This is a genomic window from Bacillus cereus group sp. BfR-BA-01347, assembly GCF_022663835.1.
Taxonomy (GTDB): domain Bacteria; phylum Bacillota; class Bacilli; order Bacillales; family Bacillaceae_G; genus Bacillus_A; species Bacillus_A thuringiensis_K.
In genome coordinates, this window is the sequence record NZ_JAKUGG010000024.1 from 15,593 (window position 1) to 39,000 (window position 23,408).

Here is a 23,408-nt window from a genome sequence, read left to right on the forward strand (position 1 = left end):
GGAGGTCTCGCCTCATGACACTTATAACAGTTGTTTTTGTCGCATTCGCACTTCTTGTTATATTTTACACGAATTTCATGACACATACACTGTGTGAACGAAAACAAATAGCTGCGAGCCGCCAGCCCGGTGTCTTTCGGGTTATTAATGTATGTATAACAATTTTATTAATTTCTAGTTATATAGAAATTATATTTCATGGAAAGTGAGGAAGGAAAGCCCCTTCCTCACTTTTTTCCTCTATAAGCAAATTATACCTACAATAACCAATAAAATAAACAGTACAAGTAATAAAATAAGTTGAGAATTCATCCCCATCCCCTCCTCTATTCTGTATATGCGGCATGCGCCCAATATGGCACACTTTCAAAATCTGACACGTGCTGGTTAATTTTTCTTTATCAATATGAAAACGGTTCGAAATATGATATATTAAATTTTGTACATATTGCTTATACTATAGAACAAAACATTCATCAAAACTTTATCCTCAGCCACGGTAAGCCCTGTTAAGCGCGCTTTACCAATATAAAAAAGCAAAAGTATCAGTGAGACTTAATCGGGCTCTTATGAATCAAAATTCATTGGTGTAGGATAAATTAAAAATACATAATAGTAGGAGTGTTTATTGAATGAAGAAAGCTATGCTTGCCTTAGCCGCAACAAGTGTAATCGCATTATCAGCATGTGGAACATCATCATCAGACAAAATCGTTACATCTAAAGCTGGTGACATTACAAAAGAAGAATTCTACGATCAAATGAAGACACAAGCTGGTAAACAAGTACTAAACAACATGGTTATGGAAAAAGTACTTATTAAAAACTACAAAGTTGAAGACAAAGATGTAGACAAAAAGTTCGATGAAATGAAAAAACAATACGGTGATCAATTCGATACACTATTAAAACAACAAGGTATTAAAGAAGAAACTATAAAAACTGGTGTGCGTGCTCAATTAGCTCAAGAAAAAGCTATCGAGAAAACAATCACTGATAAAGAACTAAAAGAAAACTACAAGCCTGAAATTAAAGCAAGCCACATCCTTGTAAAAGATGAAGCTACTGCGAAAAAGGTAAAAGAAGAACTTGGACAAGGTAAATCTTTCGAAGAGTTAGCGAAACAATATTCTGAAGATACTGGTTCAAAAGAAAAAGGTGGAGACCTTGGCTACTTTACTGCTGGTAAAATGGTTAAAGAATTCGAAGATGCTGCTTATAAACTGAAAAAAGATGAAGTAAGCGAGCCTGTAAAATCACAATTCGGTTACCACATCATTAAAGTAACAGACATTAAAGAACAAAAACCATTTGATGAAGTAAAAGGCGACATCAAAAAAGATCTAGTTCAGAAGAAAGCACAAGATGCTGCATTCATGAATGATCTTATGATGAAAGAAATCAAAAAAGCTGATGTAAAAGTTGACGATAAAGATTTAAAAGATCTTTTCGAAGAGAAAAAAGCTGACGATAAAAAAGAAGAAAAGAAATAATGCAGTAAAAAGCTTGGGCTTAGGCCCGAGCTTTTTTTATCCCCTCTTCTCCCGGTAGTTATATCTAGATTCGGTAAATGAAATTATATCGGCGATTTTTCAAATATATCGGCGATTTTCAAAATATATCAGCGCAACTCCAATTATATCAGCGATTTTCGAAATATATCGACTTACCGACAAAAAACGACAACAAGCGTGACTCCCTCTTCAAACACAAAAAAACCTTGATCCACGCCACGTAGAACCAAGGTTTATCTTATTATCATTGATTAAATGAAAAAACTATGTTAAATTAGAACAGAAACACGTTTCACAAAACAAAAGGAACGTATTTATCCGTATCTTAATTGTACACCAAAATACATCTTCAGTCAACCTCTATTTTTCACTTTTAAAGGAGTGCTTACCGTATGAACAAAAACCTTGATTTAGAGCAAAAACGTTTGGATACCGTAATTGAAACAATTACGGAGCAAATTGATAAACTGGAAAACGAAACTGGCAGACGCCGGGCAGAAGTAATCAATATTCGTAAACACTTTTGGGATGACGTGAAAGTGAATACTGATACTTTCGATGATTATCTTGAAACAGTTATCAACTTAAGACAACAAGCTCAGTCACTAGCTGTCACACAAATTACCCATAAGCACACCTTTAATCGACTTGCCGCATTAAGACGCATGCATAAAGCACCTTATTTCGGACGAATTGATTTCAAAGAAGAAGGAGAATCTGCCGCGGATCAAATTTATATCGGCGTCGCTACACTTACTGATGCAAGCGGAGAAAACTTCCTTATATATGACTGGCGCGCACCTATTTCGAGTGTGTACTATGATTATCCACCAGGACCTGCTGAATACAGTACACCAGGCGGCGTAATCCACGGTAATGTGGAGAAAAAATTACAATACATTATTCAAAATGGCGAGATTGATTCTATGTTCGATACGAGCCTTACAATTGGTGATGAAATCTTACAACAAGCGCTTGGAAAAGGCACGAACAAACATATGCAAAGCATCGTTGCTACGATTCAGCGCGAGCAAAATGAAATTATCCGTCACGATGAAGGCCGACTCCTTATCGTGCAAGGAGCCGCTGGTAGTGGTAAAACATCAGCTGCATTGCAACGAATCGCCTACTTACTATATAAATATCGCGAATGGCTAAAAGCAGATCAAATTATTCTCTTCTCTCCTAACTCTATGTTCAATAGCTACGTTTCTAACGTACTACCTGAACTCGGTGAAGAAAATATGCAGCAAGTTACATTCCAAGAATATTTAAATCATAGACTAAGTAAGTCATTTGAAGTTGAAGATCCTTATGAGCAATTGGAATATATGTTAACTGAAACGAATAGCCCTACCTATAAAACGAGAAATGCGAGCATCCGATTTAAAGCATCCACTCAATTTTTCGAGATGATTAGAGCGTACAGACAATCTCTTGAATCTTCAGGTATGCTATTTAGAGGAATGAAATTTAGAGGGAAACTAATCGTCTCAGCTAAAGAAATTACAGAGCAATTTTATAATACTGACTCCTCCCTCCGCTTCCATAGTCGAATTGAGAAGTTAACGGATTGGCTAAATAAGCAAATAGATGCACTTGAAAAAGCAGAACTGAAAAAACCTTGGGTAGAAGAAGAAATTGAATTACTTAGTAAAGATGAATACCAAAAGGCTTATAAATATTTACAGAAAAAAGGCGAGTTTGACGACAACTCCTTTCATGATTTTGAAAAAGAAACGAGAGTACTTGGACGTATGATTGTCCGTAAAAAAATGAAGCCACTTCGTAAAGGCGTTCAAACATTGCGTTTCATCAATTTCACAGGCATATATAAACAGCTCTTCACAGATGCATCATGGGTTACTGGGGAAAAACCGAAAGAGTGGGATGACATTTGCTCATTAACAGTAAACATGCTCGATGAAGGAAAACTATATTACGAGGACGCAACTCCATTTTTACTTTTAAAAGAGTTAATTGAAGGCTTCCAAACGAACAGATCGATTAAACACGTACTCGTAGACGAAGCGCAAGATTATTCGCCGTTTCAGTTCGAGTTTTTAAAACGTCTCTTCCCTGCCGCGAGAATGACAGTACTCGGCGACTTTAACCAAGCGATATTTGCTCATGCGAGTGAAACAGTTAATTTCGATACACTTACAAATTTATACGGTCCAGACGAAACAAACGGCATTAACTTAACTCGTAGCTATCGCTCCACAAAACCGATTATTGAATTCACACGCGCTCTCGTACCGGAAGGCAAGAACATTCACGCCTTTGAACGTGACGGCGAGAAACCCACAGTGACGAAAGTAGCGAATGAGAGCGAACTGCACGAACATATTACTGCCAAAGTTGCTGAACTACAAAAAGAGCAGCACAATACAATCGCAATTATATGTAAATCCGCAGCTGAAAGCGCCGCTGCATACGAAGCACTTAATCATATCGATAATATTAAGCTCGTGAAGAGTAACTCAGCCGAGTATGAGCAAGGCATTGTCGTGATCCCTGCTTACTTAGCGAAAGGTATTGAATTTGATGCTGTTATTATTTACAATGCTTCTAAAGATGTGTACAGCGATGAGAGCATTCGTAGATTGTTCTACACTGCTTGCACACGCGCAATGCATGAGTTGCACCTTTATAGCGTTGGTGAGGTTAGTCCTTTTGTGCTTGGGGCTGATTCGTATAGTTTTGAGCTAATAACTAAAACACCTTGATGATTATCAAGGTGTTTTTCTCATTCTAAAAGGAATATCTTTACGTCGATATACACTTAACACAATTCCCATTATAAATGCATGAAACAGAGTTGGTATCAATCCGTAGCTAATAAATGGTAATGATATAGAAACACGTGGTAATATCCCGAGGGTCATGCCAACGTTACAAATAAAATGGATTACAAAAAGAGTCACTCCGCCAACGAGAAGCAATTTACCATAACCATCATTTATTTTATAAGCTATGTTCATTATTCTTACTGCAAAAAGAGAAAGAATCACGACAAGAACTAGCGCAAGTACATATCCATAATAGTAAGTCAAACTTGCAAATACAAAATCAGTATGGGCAGCACGGATAGACTTTATATTTTCATATGTACCAAACCAACCTGCTGAAGACATCGCCTCTTTTAAACGTAAATACCATAGATCATGCTCTGGATTTAACATTCCTAAAATTCTGGCCATACGGTATTCTTTTACAGCAGACCAGGAAAGTAGATCCCTAATAATCAATGGTACAATAGGTAAAATCGTAATGAGCCATGCCGTTTTCTTTCCTAACTTACTCCACCAAAGCATAACAAATACCATCGTGATATAGATGAACAGTGGTAAAAGAGTTGATGTAGTTAGAAATAAATATAAAGAAAATAAATACAACATGAGAAGATGTATAAACTTTAATCTACTGTTATTGAAAAAAGAAGCCCAGCCTAGAAAAAAGAATGGTATTGTCATTAAACAATCAATTATGACGGAACCAATTTTTAGTAATGGTTCTCCATTCAAAGAAGCAGTCGGAAAACATTTTATCATTAACAAGATAAGTACACCAATTGTATAAAACAGCCACCCAAGTCTCTCTAACTTCCGATAATCAAATAGCATCATCCCAATCGCTGTTGTAACACCGAGAATTACAAATATCACCTTATTCATTAATAAGTCAGCATGTCCAAGCGCTATAACTGGCAAAAAACCTAGCCCCATCGCAGCCACTAATAAACCAATTAAGAACCAATCAACCTTTGGCTTATGTAGTTTATTAAGTTCCTGGCCAAGCTTAATTGGACTTCCCATTTGTTCAACAGCCTTATCTTCAGCAACTTCCTCACTTAAGCCTTTCTCTATCCACATATTCTTCGTCTGTTTCAAGTGAAAATCTAGTTCCGTTGCTACTAAGTCCTTCGCTTCTTTTGATTTAATATGATTCGTAACTTCTTTTAAAAAACGCTCCCCTTTTTTATTCAATTTTTTCTCACTCCTGTACTAATCCTTTTAATATAAATCGTGCCTTCGTAGCATTCTTCTCTGCCTTTCGCAGCATCTTGTTTCCTTTATCATTTAATTGATAATATTTAGCTCCTGCGTGATCCCAGCTAGATTGGATAAAGCGATTCTGTTCTAGACGATGTAATAAAGTGTATAGAGACCCTTCATCACCTTCGAATTTTTGAATCCCTCTCCCTCTTAGTAACTGCATCAATTCATAACCTGTTTTTTCATTCATAAGAAGTTGTAACACTGCTAAAAGGATATCTTCTTCCTTTTCGGACGATTGCTTAATTTTTTCGCGCACCTGCTTCTGGTGTTGATCAGAAAAACTCAAATGTTTAAACGTTGTGTTCTCCATTGATTTTCGCAAGCCTTTTAATCGATCTTCCATTTGATTATCCCTCCAATCCTTTCTTCAAAAGCTCCTTCGCTTTTTTCAGTCTCGTTTTTATCGTGTTTTCTTTCACGTCTATTACAGTAGCAATCTCTTTAATTGATAATTCTTCATAATAAAATAGATAAATGATTTCTCGGTATTTTATCGGTAAATTCATTACCGCAGAAGCGAGCTCACGATCCTCCGCATTTTGCATAACAGTTTGTTCGACACTATCATTTTGAACCCCCATATAAGCAGATTCATCCTCTGTCACGATCACCTTTTTGTTATACCAACTTTTTATATAGTCCTTACATTGATTAATCGCAATTCTCCATAACCACGTTTTCACATTCGACTTCCCTTTGTATGTATGAAGAGACTTATAACATTTCACAAATATATCTTGCGTTACATCCTCAGCGATTTCTTTATTGTTTACATATGAATACACAAGCTGCAGGACTTCTTGTCCATACTTGTTCATGATTTCATCGATAAGGAGTTCCTTATCTTCTATTTCAAACGCTTCTACCGTTAATTCATCCACATCATTTCCTCCTTCCCATATATTAGACGACGCACTGTATGAAAAAGTTTTATAAATTTATAAAAAATACGGACGGCAATCACGTTTTTTATAAAACACTTTCCAGCTACTTACATATAATAAACCGAATAGTCGTTACAATACATTCACTTAAAGAGCGCCTCTCTCCCAAGGCGCTCTTTAAGTTTACAATAAGGATTTTGTCTTAGTTTTATATCGCCAAGATTCCCCTCATCGCTAAATTAAAAAGAGAACCGATTTAATCGAGTCCTCCTTCTTTCTAATGCTCATTTAAAGAATCTAATATATCATGGCCATACAAAGATGGATCGATAATATCAAAACCAATACATTCTTCATACAAGTGTAGCATTTAAACTTCTATACATAACGCAATTGAATGAAAACCTTAACTTGTAGGAAACTCATAAACAGGTTATACATGATAAACCACAATTTACACAACCACCATTTAAAACTAGGGCTTTTCATCCATATGTCTTGTTCCCTATTTTAAAACATAATACAATGAATACGTAACTTAATACGCTATAACTAGTAGGTGTGGCAATCATCTCCTCCATTTTTAAAAAAGGGGGAGGTGATAATATGATCGCGATGTTTGTAATTAAATTAGTGTATGGTATCCTAACCGGAGCTGGCGTTGTCATCGGTAGAAGATACGTCGGTCCGTGGCTAATTTCTGTATACAAAAAAGCGAGAACCACCCTGCTTCGTGGAAAAGGTAAGGGCGGTTCTCGGCTAAAACGTTAATGTAATTGTCTTATAACCGCACCTACTACCACCACAATAGCAAGTTAGGTTACACAAGGCAGAAGTTTCTCAGGCTTCTGTCCTCTTTATTTTATGCAAAATTCATACTACATACTCTATCATTATTGTAACACATTTTATTTATTTTTAGTCAAGAGAAAAAACCACCTAAAGGCTCCCCTTCAGGTGGTTCTCTATTTTATGCTAACGCAGCTGCCTGTTCTTGTTGATCTAGACTTTTTCTAGTTCAGCTGTGCCGCTCTCATCATTTATAGCACCAATAAAGACGGATTATGTACCCGCTTCATAACAGTATGAGTAAACAAGGAACAACACCTATTACGAATATAAAAAATCCTCTCACTATATAGCACCTATGTTTTCAGCAATACTCTATTACCATCAAACTAAATTTTTATAATTTAAACTACAGAATAGCAAGCTAATTTTCAAATATCTTCTTGCGCATTATCCTAAATTTATTATCTATTTGTATCATGCTTATAAATAAAAGATATCCTACCGACGCACCGAGCATATTTATAGCAATCCGCCACACATCAAAAACATCAGACAAAGTTAGTAAATGTAATATCTCCCAAACAAGAAAGGTCATAACATACCACTTACGAGCTTTCTTGTAGTTAGTCACTTTATTAATAAGCACTGGAACGAAAAATCCAAATGGAACTACTAATATTATATGTTGTAAAACGCTTAGCCAATAAGTTGAGTTTCCCCAAGGACCTGGATGTGCAATAAAATCTTCAACTTGCCAAAGTGTTATTCCAAAAAGTTGTAATAACGTTTCTAAATCAGATATATGTAAAAATTGCTGCCAAAATTCAATGGGATGATAGACAGTCCCACCTGTCAAACTGCGAACAGAGTCAAATGTAGAAGTTGAAATAAACGTTCCTAAAAAGACAATAAAACAAATGATTATATAAGGAATACATAAAATTTTTGATAATACCTTTAATGACCTAGGAACTTCGTATACCGATTTATTAATCTCTACGCCAATAACTTTTGATTCTCCAAAACTTTGAATCGCTTTATAAATCGCTGCTTTTTCATTCATACCTTGTTCCATATATTCTTCTTTCAAGCTGTTCAAGTGATCATACATTTCTAGAAATAACTCATCCTGTTCAATATCACTAAGTTCTGAATAGGCTAAAATAGACTTAATATACTCATCAAATTCACTCATAAATAACTCCTTTCTGACAAGCTTGAATTAATGCTGTTACACTCTCCCAAGAGTTCACTTTCTTCTGCAATTCTTTTTTCCCTTTATCTGTAATAGTATAGAATTTCCTTTTCATCCCATTCTCAGATTCATTCCAATAAGATTCAAGAAACTCCTTTTTCTCTAATCTCTTTAAAGCAGGATATAAAGTTCCCTGCCCCATACTATACAAATCTTCACTTGCATCCTTTAAACTTTGAGCTATTTCATATCCATATGTATCACGTTTTGCAATGATAGAAAGTAATAAAATATCTATACTTCCCTTCAAGATTTCTTTGTCCAACAATACCACCACCTTATATACATCGTATAACAACATATGTTGTTATGCAATATAGTTAGAAGAATATTCCATAAAAAAACCACCTAAAGGCTCCCCTTCAGGTGGTTCTCTATTTTATGCTAACGCAGCTGCCTGTTCTTGTTGATCTACAGGAATTACAGCGTCTGTTAATGCTTTTTCTAGTTCAGCTGTATATTTCATTTGTTCTTCTTTGCTCCAGCCTAGTTTCGCAGCCATGTAGTTGATTACTGCTTCTTTCCACTCGTATACCCAGTGGATGTTGAAGAATACAGCGCCTCTACGGCGTACGAAGAAGTCAACTGGTTTTGCTGTCATTTCGTAATCCATTGCGTATACAAGCGGGATTAGAACGTCAAGCGGCATGTTGTATTCTTTCGCTTCGTCTTTATGTTTTTTCGCTAAGTCAAATAGTACGTCAACGTTAGAGCCGTAGAATTTCGCGAATTCTTCTGCTTGTGCTGTTGTTAAACCATATTTCGTACCTTCGCCAGCTTTTTTCGCAACGAATGCTGGGAATCCGTGTGAACCATCTACATGTCCACCAGAGATTGGCATATGTTTCGTGTCGCTCTTCGGATATGCGCTATGACCTTCTTTTTGTAGTAAGTTCGTTACGTAGTCTACTACCATTTCAGCCATTTTGCGGTATCCTGTTAATTTACCACCTGCGATTGTAATTAAGCCAGATTCAGAAGTCCAAATTTCATCTTTACGAGAAATTTCAGATGCACTCTTACCTTCTTCGTAAATTAACGGACGAACACCAGCCCAGCTTGATTCAATGTCTTTCTCTGTAATTTTCACGCTTGGGAACATGTAGTTAATCGCATTAATGATGTATGTGCGATCTTCTGTTGTCATTTGTGGTACAGCTGCGTCTTTATCATAGAACGTATCTGTTGTACCTACGTATGTTTTTCCGCCGCGAGGAATCGCGAACACCATACGTTTATCTGGTGTATCGAAGTAAATTGCTTGACCTAATGGGAAACGTTTTTGGTCAATTACTAAGTGAACACCTTTTGATAACTGAAGTACTTTTCCTTTTTTCGAGTTATCTTTTTCACGAAGTGTATCTACCCAAGGGCCAGCTGCGTTTACAATTTTCTTACCGTACACTTCATATACTTCACCGTCTAGTAAATCGATTACACGTACACCGCATACTTTTCCATCTTTATATAAGAAACTGTCTACTTTTGCGTAGTTAACAGCTTTTGCGCCGTGCTCAATTGCTTCTTTCATTACTTCAATTGTAAGACGCGCATCATCTGTACGATATTCTACGTAGTAACCGCCGCCTTTTAATCCTTCTTTTTTTACAAGAGGCTCTTTGTTTAATGTTTCTTCACGGTTAAACATCTTTCTGCGCTCGCTTCGTTTTACACCTGCTAAGAAGTCGTATACACGAAGACCAATTGATGTACTAAATGATCCGAACGTACCGCCTGTATGGAACGGAAGTAACATCCACTCTGGTGTTGTTACATGGGGACCGTTCTCATATACGATCGCACGCTCTTTACCCACCTCTGCTACCATTTTCACTTCAAGTTGTTTTAAATAACGTAGACCACCGTGTACAAGCTTCGTTGAACGACTTGATGTACCTGCTGCAAAGTCCTGCATTTCAAACACAATTGTTGATAACCCGCGTGTTGCTCCATCTAATGCAATACCAGAACCAGTAATACCTCCACCAATTACGATCACATCTAACTCTTGTTTATTTACTCCGTTTAATACGTCTTTACGTTGTTTACTTGAAAATTTCATGGTAATTCCTCCCTTTGATAACGAAAAAAGAGACCACAAACTCCGCTATAGATTTCGCCTCTATAGCGCGTTGTGGTCTCTCCAAATCTCCTACCGAATTATTAACTTGTCACCATTATAACACTGTTTATGATTATTTGAAAGCTTTTGTTGCTTCAATTGCTTTTTTCCATCCAGCATATAGCTCTTCGCTTGTTTTCGCTTCCATCGTTGGCTCAAAGCGTTTGTCCATATGCCACTGTTCTTTAATTTCATCTTGGTTTTTCCAATATCCAACTGCAAGACCAGCTAAGTATGCTGCACCTAGAGCCGTTGTTTCGTTGATCACTGGACGCTCTACAGGAACATCTAAAATATCACTTTGGAACTTCATTAAGAAGTTATTTTTAACCGCTCCGCCATCAACGCGTAATGTTTTCAGTTCAATACCTGAATCTGCTTCCATTGCGCATAATACATCTTTCGTTTGGTAAGCTAAAGATTCTAGCGTTGCACGAATGAAATGCTCTTTCGTCGTACCGCGTGTTACACCAAACATAGCGCCGCGTACTTCACTATCCCAATAAGGTGTTCCTAGTCCAACGAATGCTGGTACAACGTATACACCATCAGTTGATTCAACGCGATTCGCATACACTTCACTCTCACTTGCATCTTTAAACATGCGCATTCCGTCACGTAACCACTGAATTGCAGAACCTGCTACGAAAATACTTCCTTCTAATGCGTAGTTTACTTTACCATCTATACCCCATGCAATTGTTGTTAATAGACCGTGCTCAGAAGCTACTGCTTTTTTACCTGTGTTCATTAACATGAAGCAACCAGTTCCGTAAGTATTTTTCGCCATACCTTCACCGAAACAAGCTTGTCCAAATAATGCTGCTTGTTGGTCACCAGCTACACCTGCAATCGGTACATTTTGACCGAAGAAGTGGTAATCAATTGTTTCTCCGTAAATTTCAGATGATGGACGTACTTCTGGAAGCATGCTCTTTGGTACTGTTAACATTTCTAGAAGCTCATCATCCCACTGTAAGTCGTGAATGTTAAACATTAACGTACGTGATGCGTTTGAGTAATCTGTTACGTGTGCTTTACCACCAGATAGTTTCCATACAAGCCACGAATCAATTGTTCCGAATAATAGATCGCCGTTTTCTGCTTTTTCTCTTGCACCTTCAACGTTATCTAAAATCCATTTTACTTTCGTTCCAGAGAAGTATGCATCAATTAAAAGACCTGTTTTTTCGCGAACCATTTCGCTATAACCTTTTTCTTTTAACTCATCACAAATTTCAGCTGTTTGGCGAGATTGCCATACGATTGCGTTGTAAATTGGTTTACTAGTCGTTTTATCCCAGACAACCGTTGTTTCACGTTGGTTCGTAATACCGATACCAGCGATTTGTTCTGGTTTTACATCTGCTTCGCTTAAGCAAGTTGCGATAACTGCTAAAATAGATCCCCAAATTTCTTGTGCATTATGCTCTACCCAGCCCGGCTTTGGAAAATGTTGTGTAAACTCTTTTTGAGCTGAATGAACAATTTCACCTTTTTTATTGAATAAAATTGCGCGTGAGCTTGTTGTTCCTTGGTCTAATGAAAGAATATATTTTTTCATATCGGTTTCCCCCTTATGCTACTTTTCTACTATTTGTATTGCTTCCGCTTTTTTTACTTGTCATATAAGAGATTGCTAGTACAATCACAGTTGCGATAATCACATAAATAAGTGCTGAATTTTGTTTTCCTTCAAATACAACTTGATGGAATAAACCTGCAAGTGATCCACCTAAAATTGGACCAACTACTGGAATCCATGCATACTTCCAGTTTGAACCGCCTTTTCCTGCAATCGGAAGGAAGAAGTGTGCGATACGCGGACCTAAATCACGTGCTGGGTTAATTGCGTATCCTGTTGTCCCACCTAATGATAAACCAATACTTACAATTAAGAAACCTACGATGAATGGATTTAATCCATCTGCAAATTTATTTGCACCAATTGCTAATATACCAAATACTAAAACGAATGTTCCAATCATTTCACTTAAAAGGTTTGCAAATGTGTTCGGAATTGCTGGACCTGTTGCAAATACGCCTAACTTTGTTCCTGGATCTTCTGTTTCTTTCCAGTGTGGTAAGTAATGTAAATATACGATAACTGCCCCGATAATTGCCCCAATCATTTGTGCTACGATATAACCTGGTACGTCACTCCATGGGAACGCTCCCTTAAATGCTAGTCCTATCGTTAAAGCTGGATTCAAATGTGCCCCACTAATTGATCCAACCGCATACGCTGCAACTGCTACTGCTAAGCCCCAGCCCATTGTAATAACAATCCAACCTGAATCTTTCGCAAACGATTTCTTTAAACTTACACCAGCACAAACGCCGCCACCAAGTACGATTAACAACGCAGTCCCTATTAACTCTCCTAAAAATGCTGACATAGTATCCCTCCACAATCAATTTAAACGCTTCCAAATGTGATAGAGGTAAAATGAATGGCCATTCGTTTTTGTCAAAAGAAAAAGACCCACAGCTTTGCACGCTTCTATATAAATTTATATAGAAACAATGAAATGTGGATCTCTACTTTTCTCCGTCACGTTTATTAACTTGTCTATAATGTTAACCGTAAATGAAAGCGGTGTCAACGAAAAAATTCACATTTCCGTCACTTTTTTTGGTAATGTTTCCATAGTTCGCGTTTTGATGTCGTAATTGCTGTCGCACCAGCGTTTAAAGCTCTTTCCACATCTTCTACAGTACGAATAAAACCACCTGCTAAAATCGGTACACCAGTACGCTCTTTCACTTCAGCGATAACGTCCGTTAATGCTCCAGGAAGTACCTCAATATAATCCGGTTTCGTCTTATCTAAAAGATTGCAGCTCTTCTCCATTGCACTCGAATCGATTAAAAAGATGCGTTGTATTGCCACAACACCTTTTTGCTTCGCCTTCATAATAACGCTCGCCTTTGTTGAAAGTAACCCGTACGGTCTAAACTCCTGACATAAATATTCCGTCGCATGCCCATCACTCTGCAAACCATGAATTAAATCCACATGTAAAAACACCTTTTTACAATATTGCTTCGCAAGTGATATAACACTCTTCAATTGACCGACATGAATATCTAAAATAACGATATATTCATACGAACTATGTAATAGCTTTTCCAAATCTTTAATTTGCCTCACTGCCGGCAAAATCTTCTGTTCATGAAATTCCATTCTATATGTCCCCTTCTTTATGTCATCCTATCCTTTATAGTACACAATTTAAGTGAAAAGAACAGCTAGTGTTGGGGATTTCTTTCAAATCTTTCTCTTATCTATATATTTTCTTCAACTTATCGGAACCTATACCACCTATAATCATTAGTGCAAGGGGCAAAAGATTCATTACATATGGCGCATCTGCTACAATTGTAATACTTGCTCCAGCAAACTTATTTAGCATCCATACAACGATTTTTGCAATAAACAACAATACTCCTATCATAAATAGACTATCAAAAAACACCTTCCATTTTGGATACGCCAATTGCTTACTATCTTCAATTACTTTCTGCGTCAATTCTTCATCACTCCTCAGCAGTTCATCAATTGTAATACCGAACAGATCACTTAAATGAATAATAATTTCAATGCTCGGATAGTTCTTTCCCGTCTCCCATTTCGAAACAGATTGCCTGCTCACATGAAGTTTTTCAGCCAAATCATTTTGCGACCAATTTCTTTTTTCCCTTTCTTCTTTTAAACGCTCACTAAAAATCATACTGTGTTTATCACCTCTCTATGCCCATTATGTTCAAATAAATGATGAAGAGTAAAGCGAGTTATCGTTGCATTTCCTGCGCAACTTATGCGTTACAGCTTATAATGGCGCTATTTTATATGTATCTTCCCTATACTATGCTCCAATAATAATTTCCCGAACAATAATACAAAGGACGGATACTAATAAATTGAAACTTTAATCAGTGGGGGTTTTGTTGATCCCCCACCTAACTTCTTTGCTTCCGCTGAATTTTGAGGTGGGGGTCTTACTGCCCGGCAAATAGCGGGATAAAGACTAGATTAGGCATAAAAAATACGCCATCCCTTCTTATCAGTCTCCAGAAAGAATAACGCAAATTTTCATTTTTACTCATCATTTTTCGGACTATATAAAAACCCCGGATATTTCACAACAGGCCACTTCTCCTTACGCAGGGAATCCATTACTTGCGGGCCAACATGTATATTACTCTCCACTATTTCTTTAGGAGTCAGTGCCATCCATTGATTTAACGATACATCTTCAAAACGATTACTTCTGAACATCTCTAAAAACCATAATGTTTCGGTACCTGTATTTTGAATATAATGCCCCGTCGCAAACGGTACATATCCGACATCGCCAGCTCTATAATCAAATGTACGAGCGGTACCATTTCCAAGAAACACAGTCATTCTCGCTTCCCCTGTCAAATAATATTGCCATTCATCATTATTCGGGTGCCAATGAAGTTCTCTCATTCCGCCAGGCTCAACCTCAACGAGCGCTGCTGCGATTGTTTTGGAAATAGGGAAATTTGTAGAATCTACAATTCGAACGCTACCACCAGGAGTCTTAATCGGCTTTTGTTTTAACAATTCATGTTTAAATGTTAAAGGAACTTCTCCTTTAGGTGATTGAATTTCCTGACTTTCAAGCGAACCTGGCACCTCTCCTTGATAAATATAAACTTGATCTGAAGGAATAGAACGAAAAGCACTCTCAGGTACTCCGAAATTAGCCGACAACACTTCTTTTGGCGTATGCGCAAACCAATCAGAAATAGCTAAAGTAGATAAATCAGAAAAATGCCCATCATCGAAAACGAGTAGAAATTCACAATGTTCCAATCCTTGAATGGAATGCGGAATACCAGGAGGAAAATACCAAAGATCACCTGGCCCAACATCAGCAATAAAATTACGCCCATTTTGATCAACAGCCGTTATGCGCGCCCGTCCTAAAAGCATATACGCCCATTCTGCCTCTTTATGCCAATGTAGTTCTCGTACTCCACCGGCCGTTAAACTCATATTCACTCCCGCAATCGTCGTCGAAACCGGTAGTTCCCGAGCAGTAATCTCCCGAGACCACCCGCCTTGTTTCAAAATCATAGAAGTGTCCGAGAATGAAAACTTCAAGTTAGGAACTAACCCTGCATCCGTTATAGGCGGAACAAGCATATTCGGATTTTGAATATCCCGCATAACATTACGAGGTCCAAAATCAATCGCACCAGCTCCGTCGCTGCGGATTGGTTGTGGCACATTCCCTCCCGCTTCATTAACAGTACATTTCTTCATGATTACACTCCTTTTTCATCCGATTAGTAAGTAAAAAGCCTCCATCATAGTGTATGAATTGGGCTTTAGATGGTTACAGTTACATCGTGAGAAAGGTTTGCCTATCATTATCGTTTTGTTCATTTCTCAACTTATACTAGTATGCTTAGCGCTTAGGAAGACAAAAAAATAAACTAGAACTAACAAAAAACCCTGTAAAATTTATTACAGAGTTTTTCACCAATTATTTATTGTTTTACATATCGAATACGAACATTATCGTCCATTTGATAAATTTGTAATGTGTTTCCATAACTAATTCCTAACTCTTCACTTGCACCAACTGCACCCACAAGTACCCCTTAAAATAATTTATTCTTAGTTGGTTTTACTACCGATACTCTTCGCTGCCTCTTCAAACAGTTTCGAACCTTCTTGTGCTTTACTTAATGATTGATGCATTTTACTTTCGTCTTCTTGGTCCAATGCATCAAATAGAAGTTGAAAACAATCCGCATATAGTTCCATCGACTGCTTTATCTTCGCCTGTTCTCCCTGTAACTCAGGAGGCGCTTGTAGGTTCTTCAGTTTCGTTGCAGTTGCCTTTGCTCCACCTAAACTCAGTTGTACTTCACTTTTCTTTTGTTTGTATGATTTTACGTCTGAATCTGCTATTCCTTCAATTAATTTCATTGTATCTTCAATTTGAGTAGCACTATTTATGATATCTGCCTTGTACCTTTCAACATCTGAACCAGTTACCTTACCAGTTGAAGAACTAGAAGAAGTTGAATTATTTGAAGAAGAACTTGGTTGACTACTTGATGAACTACTATTTGTACCTTCACCTTTCGCTACAGATAAGCTATCCTCTTTCTTGCTATCAGTTGACTTACTCTCTTTTTCAGAAGTCTTATTCTCTTTCTCTACCTTTTGCGTTTCTTCTTTCGTTGGTTCAGCTTTCTTACCATCAGTTTCAATTGTAATACAACCACTCAATAACATAACTGGTAGCGCTAAACTTACTAATTTCTTTGCTTTCATGATTACTAATACCCCTTTATTTGTAAAATGTAGTGCAAACAAGTTAATATACTTAACTAATAAATTTCCCTTGAATAATTTATTAAAATCTATTATCCATAGATTTCCTGCATATTCATAATATTTCCATATATAACATTTTACAAAGAATTACATATTTGGTCAAAGGGATTTATGTAGTCCTTAAAAGAAAATTTTAATCATAAAGAAAAGAAGCTAACAATAAATTGTTAACTTCTCAGCTTAAGGAAAAATAGTATCTTTCCTTATCTTCTAATATCTAGGTTGTGATTGAATATTTGTAAGGTGAACATCATACATATCAATGATTTCAAGAAATCTATCAGCTTCACGGAAAACATGGTCTGCTAATAATGGATGAATGATACTCTTTATTTTACATTGCTCAATTAAATCACGTGCTGTTTTCTTAAAATCCCGAAGAGATGCAACCGACACGCGATTTTGATCTAAAAATTGATCTAAAAGAGGAGCTGTTTGGGATTGTGGTTTCATAGATTCTAAGTCAATTGCTTGATACATCAATTCATCAAAATCATTGCTAAAATTTCGTGCTGTATCTACAAGCTTTCTTTCCGATGGATCAAGAAGATGACCAATAAATTTAGCATGGTCTGCCATAATCCGTAAAAAGAAAACATTTTCTTTAATAATAGCATCAGGAAGCGCATCTAATTTACCTTCATTTAATTGTATTAAACGTTTTCTAAAATAATCAGCTTCCCTACTTGTATGGTCAACTAAAAGTGGAAAGTTATTTTGTCCTGGCAATTTACATGTGAGAATTAATCCTAAAATTTTTCGTTTAAATCCCCAAATATTAGTTGCGGCTTGTTGTACTTCTGCATTAAATCTTTTTATTTGCTCAGGATCTGTTTCATTTGTATAGGAATGCGCTATTTGTTCAATATGTTCAAACAATCGATAAAATTGATTCGCCTCTTCGATTAATTGCGTATCCTCGCATCTAAACCCTAAGCGAAGAAAAAGAGAATGCTCTTTCATGATTCTAGACCAAAAACGAATTTCATTTAATGAACGCTCAACAAACATTACAGATGTAACACCTGTATCAGGATGTAATGAAGTTTCATCCCTATGCATTGTTAATCCCCCCCAGTAAAATCCCTACTAGTTCCATTCTTATGAGTAAAAATATATATAAATACCATCAATAAAAGTTTATGATGACTCTCTTATACATGTAAAATTAAACTAATATAACCTTAGCTTGATGAACATATACTGCTCCCGCAGAAGAAAAAAAGCTACCACCTAGATGTAAAATCCTACTAGGTGGTAGCCTTTCAAAATTTTTATTAAAGCAATACCGAATCTTTATCACTATCCTGATTACGTTTCTCGCGTTCTTCTTCTAAGCGCTTCATATATACTTCGCCTTCTTTTTCAATAAACTCATTATCCATATCTTGCTCTTTTTTCGAAGTATATAAAACCATGTAGCCACTTAGTACAATCCCGACAATCACAAGATACACCCACCATGGTAAAGTTTCCAAATCACTTCATTCCTTTCCTTAGACAAGCCTTATTAGTTTCACTTTATGAGGAAAGAAGTGAATTTATGCTTAAAATTTTTATTGTGGATGCTTCGCGAAAAATGCTTGTACATATTCCATAAACTCAATTGGTTCTTGACGAAACGGTGCGTGGTATCCTTTTTCAATAATATGAAACGTACTATTTGCAAATAGCCCATGATACAGTTCACCATTTTTCCAAGAAACGCTCTTATCATGTCGTCCCCATATAATTAAAGTAGGCACCTTAATTTTATCAGCTTCCATCGCAATGCGGCGCTCTCTCATTTTCGTAAGCTGATCATAATGCTCTTTATCATCACGACTATTTTTCACTTCATTTTTATTATACTTTGTAATCTCAGTTACAGTTTGTAAGTCCGTCGATAGCGGTGGTACTTCATAACTGTCTTTTTGCTGGAAAGACTCTATCCCTGTAGCATCCGCCAAGATGAGATGCGTCACTGCATCCGGATATAAATACGCTAAATTAAGGGACATCTCTCCGCCCATCGAATGACCGAGCACCGCAAACTGATCGTATCCGAGCTTCTTCATTAACTTATAATATAAATTCACTTGCGCAGGAAACGAATACTGAAAATCAACTGGCTTAGAAGAACGCCCAAATCCTAAAATATCAACCGCTATAATCGTGTGATCCTTTACAAGTTCCGGATAAATATCACTAAACCCATCAGATGAACCACCAAACCCATGAAGCATAAGTAAAGGCGGCTTCCCCTCTCCAATTTGCTTAAAATAAATTGTCTGCCCATCAATTTGCGCCATACTCTCTTTCGTATGCAGCTTCATCATAACAGTATCTTTCACTTCTCCAACCTTCGCAATCGGCTTATCGACGAAATTACAAACAATTAACAAAACGAGCACAATACCGCTAATCATATAAAACTTAAACCTTTTCAAAGTTCCCGTCTCCTTTCTCGAATGGCTATTTAAAGTTTTTACATTTTTTGGTTATTTTATGTTCTCTTTTTAATTGTAACTAAAACAGTTACAATTATACTAAAAAAATATAACTCACTTCTATTACTAATGGTTATTCTGTAACTATTATAGTTACATATTTAAAGTAAGTCAATTCTTTTCTCTACATGGCCTGAAAATAGAAAAAGGGACTTCATGTTGAAGTCCCTTTCTTTGTTATTATAGTTGGCTTACTCCGCCGTCGCCTCTATTATCTGCTGGTGCTCCTCCTGTGTCTCCAATGTTAACGTAGTCTGGTCTTGCTGGTGCTCCTCCTGTGTCTCCTATATTAACGTAGTCTGGTCTTGCTGGTGCTCCTCCTGTGTCTCCTATATTTACAGCTTGATTTGTAAAAGAACTATTGAACCCAATTGATAATACCCCTACTAATGCAGTCCCAACAATAGCCAAACGAAATTTCTTCATTATTTTAACGCTCCCTTTTCCAATATATTTTTTTGAGCCTTATTATTCATATAAAAATATTTACTTGCCTTAACATGATCATCAAATTCATAAAATTTCAGTGCTAAAATTTCAGTGTATTCTTGAATACAATCCCATAATCTTTCTCTCTCAAAATAAGAAAGTCCTTCTAAAATTACATCTTCAATAATTGATACTGAAGATTTTCCATTGAGTTCTTTCAAAATTTTAAACCGATGTTGAAATTCTTTTTCTCCTAAATCAACACAAATATTTAAACCTTTTTCAACAATTGGATTCGCTAAATTATATTGTCCTAATTTGTAATGTTCATGTGCTTCTACAAACAAGGCTTTAAAGTGTTCTGGGTAATTTTTGGTCACCTCAGATATATGACGAATCGCTAATTCTGAAAGATTTTGACTAGCATAAAGCCAAGCTAAATTATGCCGAACCATTAGCATATATTTTTTTTGATCTGCTTTTTGCAATACTTCCATAGCAGAATTAAAGTTTTCTTCCGCTAATTCATAGTGATCTATGTCTACACAACATAGTCCAAAAGCATTTTCACATAATCCTACTTTTATTTCATAGCCTGGATATTGTAAAAATGCTGCTTTTGCCCTATTCAAGTAATCTATTGCATGAACTTGGTCATATTTTTGATAATAGAAATTCCCCATCCGATAATTAAACTCCGCATGTTCTATCGGATCGGCAATATATTTCAATAACTTCTCAGCTTGCTCATACTGTTCTTTCGCTTCATTATAATTTGAAATTAATGTGCAATGAAACCCTTTAAAAAAGTGATAGTAATAAGCTAGAACACCTTCTGCTGGGATTTCAAAAGATTCCACTTTATCAAAACTATCTTCTCTAACCCCAATCCAATCAACTAATGCATCATATCTAAAATTCAACAACGCATGATAAAGCAATACATCCTGATCTACGTCCAACCCACTAATCTTACTTTCAATCTCCTCTTTCATTTCCGTAGCTTTCTCTATATTTTGCTGTAACATTACACGATACCAATCATCTAAAGAATGTTTCATTTGCTCCCGCGTTACTACATCTGCTCCCATACACTCGCATCTCCTTTTCTCAAACTTACAAAATTAGTATTTTTATACAATTATCAAAATTGTATATTACCACTCCTTTTCTATGCATTGAAAAATAATTATCAGAAAATTTAATATTTTGATTAATTATACCAAAGTTTTCCTTTTTAATAACTTGAGAAAGAATTGTCAGAAAACTTACTAGGATAAATAAAAAAGCAAGCAGTTCCAGCACTCCGCTAAAACTACTTGCTCTCCTACTTACTATCTCTATTTTTACTCTTTAATAAATTCCTTCGTACTTCTCACTGTATCAATTGGACGAACTAATTTTTCAATTTCTTCACGTTTTGGCTCTAGGAATGGAGGTAAAGATAATTTTTCGCCAAGTGTTTCGTATGGCTCATCTCCCATAAATCCTGGGCCATCTGTTGCAAATTCAAATAAGATTTGTGGTGCAACTCTTGCGTATAATGATTCGAAGAAGTGACGGTTTACATAGCCAGATGAAGGAAGTCCTACGCTACTGATTCTCTCAATCCATTCTTCTAATACAGCGCGATCTTCTACGCGGAATGCCGCATGGTGCACTGTACCAAAACCTTGTTGTGCTTCAGGAAGAACTGTATTATGTTCTACAATGACAGAAGCACCGTTTCCACCTTTATTCACTTCAAATAAATAGAATTCTCCTTCTTGCGCAACCTCTTTAAATAACAAAACTTTTTCTAACACTTCTTTGAAGAAACTAAAGTTTGCAATACGGATAAATACAGGGCCTAAACCAGTAATTGCATATTCTAATGGAACTGGTCCGTTTTGCCATGGTGTACCTGATTCGATACCTTTATCAAGTTCATCTGAGATTAATTGATAGTGTTGGTCATCAAAGTCAACGAAAGAAAGAGTTTTCTTACCAAATTGCTCTTTAATTCCTGTATGTTCTACTTCAAGACGGTCAAAACGTTTCACCCAATATGCTAACGCTGCATCAGTTGGCACTCGGAATGAAGTTTTTGAAATTTCATTCGTACCGTGTACTCCTTTCGGAACACCTGGGAAATCAAAGAATGTCATATCTGTTCCTGCACTACCTTTATCATCTGCAAAGAATAAATGATACGTTTGAATGTCATCTTGGTTTACTGTTTTTTTAACTAAACGCATTCCTAAAACGTGAGTGAAAAACTCATAATTCTTTTCTGCACTACTTGTAATCGCTGTAACGTGGTGAATTCCTTTTAATTGGTTCATTTTATATTCCTCCAATGGGTTTCATTTATATGTTAAAGTTGTATATTTTCTTCTATTACTTCTCTTCAATAGGTGCTAAATTCGCTTCAATCTCTGCACGCTGATCTTCTAAGAACAGTGGTAAATCAAGTTTTTCTCCTAAATGTTCCACATCTCCATCAACTGTAAACCCTGGTCCATCTGTCGCAATTTCAAAAAGGATTCCGTTTGATTCACGGAAATATAAGCTTTTAAAGTAGAAACGGTCAATGATTCCTGAAGAATGGAAGCCTCTTTGTTTCACTTGTTCTTCCCAATAGGCAAGCTCTGCATCGTTTTTCACACGAATTGCTAAATGGTGGATGCTACCGCGGCCGGGCTTTTCAGTAGGACCATCTAAATATTTCACAACGATTTCTCCAAAAGCCTCTCCTTTAATGGACTGAAAAATTGCTTCCTCTTCGCTGCGGCTAACCTCTGTATAACCAAACATCTCTGTAAGTGTACTCGCCATTTTATCAAGTCTACGAACTGTCATTTCTACAGAACCCATTCCTTGAATTTGATGCTTTGCAGGAACTTCTGATTTCTCCCAAGTTTCCCAGTGCTCTACTTTTTCCCCGTTTGAAACGAGTAGTACTAAGCGAAGACCTTCCGCATCCTCAAATTGTAAAGCAGGACGATTTGCATATGTTGTCATTTCACTATGTTTCACATCAAATTTCTCAAATCGTTCTTTCCAGTAATGTAAGCTTTCCTCTGAAGGAACGAGTAATCCAATTCGAGTAATCGCATTTGTACCGCGATATGTTCTTCCTACTAATGGAATTTCAAAAAATGATAACTCTGTACCCGGACTTCCTGTTTTATCTCCGTAAAATAAATGGTACATTGACGGATCATCTTGGTTTACTGTCATTTTCACACGACGTAATCCAAGCACATTTTTATAAAAGTGATTATTTTCATTTGCATTTTTCGTAACCATTGAAATGTGATGATGCCCTTTAATTTCATACATTGATAATTCCTCCGTTTCATTTTACTAGTCAAGTGATAACTAAAAAATAATATGCTTCTTAGCTTTTCAATTTATTCTCATTATGTTTTTGTAAATTCATCTTAGTTTTTACTAAATAAGTTACTTCGTTTTTTAATCGAAAACAACTGAGTG

23 protein-coding genes are annotated in these 23,408 nt (G+C 36.5%); 4 read left to right on the forward strand and 19 right to left on the reverse strand.

The window, feature by feature from the left end; translation table 11 throughout:
• Positions 1-14 precede the first annotated feature (14 nt).
• The 3 genes from MR143_RS26130 (at position 15) to helD (ending at position 4,243) form a co-directional block, all read left to right on the forward strand.
• A complete protein-coding gene (locus tag MR143_RS26130; RefSeq protein ID WP_000172690.1) occupies positions 15-209 on the forward strand; it encodes a hypothetical protein in 195 nt (64 codons plus the stop codon).
• Positions 210-632: 423 nt separating this feature from the next.
• A complete protein-coding gene (gene prsA, locus MR143_RS26135; RefSeq protein ID WP_000710058.1) occupies positions 633-1,493 on the forward strand; it encodes a peptidylprolyl isomerase PrsA in 861 nt (286 codons plus the stop codon).
• A gap of 413 nt (positions 1,494-1,906) precedes the next feature.
• Positions 1,907-4,243, forward strand: coding sequence for an RNA polymerase recycling motor HelD (gene helD, locus MR143_RS26140; RefSeq protein ID WP_199717866.1), 2,337 nt, complete (start codon positions 1,907-1,909; stop codon positions 4,241-4,243).
• A gap of 6 nt (positions 4,244-4,249) precedes the next feature.
• Here the strand turns inward: helD and MR143_RS26145 are convergent, their stop codons facing one another.
• The 3 genes from MR143_RS26145 to MR143_RS26155 are packed head-to-tail and all read right to left on the reverse strand — an operon-like array spanning position 4,250 to position 6,456.
• A complete protein-coding gene (locus MR143_RS26145) occupies positions 4,250-5,503 on the reverse strand; it encodes an FtsW/RodA/SpoVE family cell cycle protein (protein WP_199717867.1) in 1,254 nt (417 codons plus the stop codon).
• A 7-nt stretch (positions 5,504-5,510) separates the two neighbouring features.
• Complete coding sequence (locus tag MR143_RS26150) at positions 5,511-5,918, reverse strand: PadR family transcriptional regulator (RefSeq protein ID WP_000390149.1); 408 nt, start codon at positions 5,916-5,918, stop codon at positions 5,511-5,513.
• 4 nt (positions 5,919-5,922) lie between these two features.
• A complete protein-coding gene (locus tag MR143_RS26155) occupies positions 5,923-6,456 on the reverse strand; it encodes a sigma-70 family RNA polymerase sigma factor (RefSeq protein WP_199717868.1) in 534 nt (177 codons plus the stop codon).
• Positions 6,457-7,065: 609 nt separating this feature from the next.
• On the opposite strand from MR143_RS26155, the gene MR143_RS26160 reads away from it, so the two are divergent.
• Entirely contained in the window at positions 7,066-7,230 is a 165-nt protein-coding gene (locus MR143_RS26160) for a hypothetical protein (protein WP_000561154.1), read from the forward strand.
• 442 nt (positions 7,231-7,672) lie between these two features.
• Here MR143_RS26160 and MR143_RS26165 read toward each other — a convergent pair whose 3' ends face one another.
• From MR143_RS26165 to MR143_RS26240, 16 genes are all read right to left on the reverse strand, one after another.
• A complete protein-coding gene (locus MR143_RS26165; RefSeq protein ID WP_001288371.1) occupies positions 7,673-8,446 on the reverse strand; it encodes a VanZ family protein in 774 nt (257 codons plus the stop codon).
• Entirely contained in the window at positions 8,439-8,771 is a 333-nt protein-coding gene (locus MR143_RS26170; protein ID WP_000356630.1) for a PadR family transcriptional regulator, read from the reverse strand. Before MR143_RS26170 ends, MR143_RS26165 begins: the two co-directional genes overlap by 8 nt.
• A gap of 114 nt (positions 8,772-8,885) precedes the next feature.
• Positions 8,886-10,568 (reverse strand): aerobic glycerol-3-phosphate dehydrogenase, encoded by a 1,683-nt coding sequence (gene glpD / locus MR143_RS26175; protein ID WP_000672831.1) that lies wholly within the window; start codon positions 10,566-10,568, stop codon positions 8,886-8,888.
• Between the two features lie 133 nt (positions 10,569-10,701).
• Positions 10,702-12,192 (reverse strand): glycerol kinase GlpK, encoded by a 1,491-nt coding sequence (gene glpK, locus MR143_RS26180; protein ID WP_242281078.1) that lies wholly within the window; start codon positions 12,190-12,192, stop codon positions 10,702-10,704.
• 13 nt (positions 12,193-12,205) lie between these two features.
• Positions 12,206-13,027: a glycerol uptake facilitator protein GlpF gene (gene glpF, locus MR143_RS26185; RefSeq protein ID WP_001272200.1), complete on the reverse strand. Its 822-nt coding sequence runs from the start codon at positions 13,025-13,027 to the stop codon at positions 12,206-12,208.
• A 227-nt stretch (positions 13,028-13,254) separates the two neighbouring features.
• A complete protein-coding gene (glpP, locus tag MR143_RS26190) occupies positions 13,255-13,815 on the reverse strand; it encodes a glycerol uptake operon antiterminator GlpP (RefSeq protein ID WP_000394285.1) in 561 nt (186 codons plus the stop codon).
• A gap of 97 nt (positions 13,816-13,912) precedes the next feature.
• On the reverse strand, positions 13,913-14,362 hold the full coding sequence (locus MR143_RS26195) for a helix-turn-helix domain-containing protein (RefSeq protein WP_199717869.1): 450 nt from the start codon (positions 14,360-14,362) through the stop codon (positions 13,913-13,915).
• A 368-nt stretch (positions 14,363-14,730) separates the two neighbouring features.
• Complete coding sequence (locus tag MR143_RS26200; protein ID WP_242281079.1) at positions 14,731-15,927, reverse strand: oxalate decarboxylase family bicupin; 1,197 nt, start codon at positions 15,925-15,927, stop codon at positions 14,731-14,733.
• Positions 15,928-16,284: 357 nt separating this feature from the next.
• Positions 16,285-16,950 carry a DUF7018 domain-containing (lipo)protein gene (locus tag MR143_RS26205; RefSeq protein ID WP_199717870.1) on the reverse strand — a complete coding sequence of 222 codons (666 nt, stop codon included), beginning with the start codon at positions 16,948-16,950 and terminating at the stop codon, positions 16,285-16,287.
• 273 nt (positions 16,951-17,223) lie between these two features.
• Positions 17,224-18,075: a DUF2935 domain-containing protein gene (locus MR143_RS26210; RefSeq protein WP_000554486.1), complete on the reverse strand. Its 852-nt coding sequence runs from the start codon at positions 18,073-18,075 to the stop codon at positions 17,224-17,226.
• Between the two features lie 215 nt (positions 18,076-18,290).
• Positions 18,291-18,491 carry a sporulation YhaL family protein gene (locus MR143_RS26215; protein ID WP_000449223.1) on the reverse strand — a complete coding sequence of 67 codons (201 nt, stop codon included), beginning with the start codon at positions 18,489-18,491 and terminating at the stop codon, positions 18,291-18,293.
• 78 nt (positions 18,492-18,569) lie between these two features.
• Positions 18,570-19,442, reverse strand: a complete 873-nt coding sequence (locus MR143_RS26220; RefSeq protein ID WP_000819476.1) for an alpha/beta fold hydrolase — start codon at positions 19,440-19,442, stop codon at positions 18,570-18,572.
• Positions 19,443-19,682: 240 nt separating this feature from the next.
• On the reverse strand, positions 19,683-19,928 hold the full coding sequence (locus MR143_RS26225) for a Phr family secreted Rap phosphatase inhibitor (RefSeq protein ID WP_000714518.1): 246 nt from the start codon (positions 19,926-19,928) through the stop codon (positions 19,683-19,685).
• Entirely contained in the window at positions 19,928-21,022 is a 1,095-nt protein-coding gene (locus MR143_RS26230) for a response regulator aspartate phosphatase (protein ID WP_000500588.1), read from the reverse strand. Before MR143_RS26230 ends, MR143_RS26225 begins: the two co-directional genes overlap by 1 nt.
• 255 nt (positions 21,023-21,277) lie before the next feature.
• The gene (locus tag MR143_RS26235; protein ID WP_199717871.1) at positions 21,278-22,255 is read right to left on the reverse strand and encodes a ring-cleaving dioxygenase; all 978 of its coding nucleotides are present in this window, start codon (positions 22,253-22,255) and stop codon (positions 21,278-21,280) included.
• A 55-nt stretch (positions 22,256-22,310) separates the two neighbouring features.
• On the reverse strand, positions 22,311-23,255 hold the full coding sequence (locus MR143_RS26240) for a ring-cleaving dioxygenase (protein WP_199717872.1): 945 nt from the start codon (positions 23,253-23,255) through the stop codon (positions 22,311-22,313).
• Between the last annotated feature and the right edge of the window lie 153 nt (positions 23,256-23,408).

Coding starts and splice junctions, on each gene's coding strand:
- MR143_RS26130 (WP_000172690.1), top strand. CDS start 15: ATGACACTTATAACAGTTGTTTTTGTCGCATTCGCACTTCTTGTTATA.
- prsA (WP_000710058.1), top strand. CDS start 633: ATGAAGAAAGCTATGCTTGCCTTAGCCGCAACAAGTGTAATCGCATTA.
- helD (WP_199717866.1), top strand. CDS start 1,907: ATGAACAAAAACCTTGATTTAGAGCAAAAACGTTTGGATACCGTAATT.
- MR143_RS26150 (WP_000390149.1), bottom strand. CDS start 5,918: ATGGAAGATCGATTAAAAGGCTTGCGAAAATCAATGGAGAACACAACG.
- MR143_RS26160 (WP_000561154.1), top strand. CDS start 7,066: ATGATCGCGATGTTTGTAATTAAATTAGTGTATGGTATCCTAACCGGA.
- MR143_RS26165 (WP_001288371.1), bottom strand. CDS start 8,446: ATGAGTGAATTTGATGAGTATATTAAGTCTATTTTAGCCTATTCAGAA.
- glpD (WP_000672831.1), bottom strand. CDS start 10,568: ATGAAATTTTCAAGTAAACAACGTAAAGACGTATTAAACGGAGTAAAT.
- glpK (WP_242281078.1), bottom strand. CDS start 12,192: ATGAAAAAATATATTCTTTCATTAGACCAAGGAACAACAAGCTCACGC.
- glpF (WP_001272200.1), bottom strand. CDS start 13,027: ATGTCAGCATTTTTAGGAGAGTTAATAGGGACTGCGTTGTTAATCGTA.
- glpP (WP_000394285.1), bottom strand. CDS start 13,815: ATGGAATTTCATGAACAGAAGATTTTGCCGGCAGTGAGGCAAATTAAA.
- MR143_RS26195 (WP_199717869.1), bottom strand. CDS start 14,362: ATGATTTTTAGTGAGCGTTTAAAAGAAGAAAGGGAAAAAAGAAATTGG.
- MR143_RS26200 (WP_242281079.1), bottom strand. CDS start 15,927: ATGAAGAAATGTACTGTTAATGAAGCGGGAGGGAATGTGCCACAACCA.
- MR143_RS26205 (WP_199717870.1), bottom strand. CDS start 16,950: ATGAAAGCAAAGAAATTAGTAAGTTTAGCGCTACCAGTTATGTTATTG.
- MR143_RS26210 (WP_000554486.1), bottom strand. CDS start 18,075: ATGCATAGGGATGAAACTTCATTACATCCTGATACAGGTGTTACATCT.
- MR143_RS26225 (WP_000714518.1), bottom strand. CDS start 19,928: ATGAAGAAATTTCGTTTGGCTATTGTTGGGACTGCATTAGTAGGGGTA.
- MR143_RS26230 (WP_000500588.1), bottom strand. CDS start 21,022: ATGGGAGCAGATGTAGTAACGCGGGAGCAAATGAAACATTCTTTAGAT.
- MR143_RS26235 (WP_199717871.1), bottom strand. CDS start 22,255: ATGAACCAATTAAAAGGAATTCACCACGTTACAGCGATTACAAGTAGT.
- MR143_RS26240 (WP_199717872.1), bottom strand. CDS start 23,255: ATGTATGAAATTAAAGGGCATCATCACATTTCAATGGTTACGAAAAAT.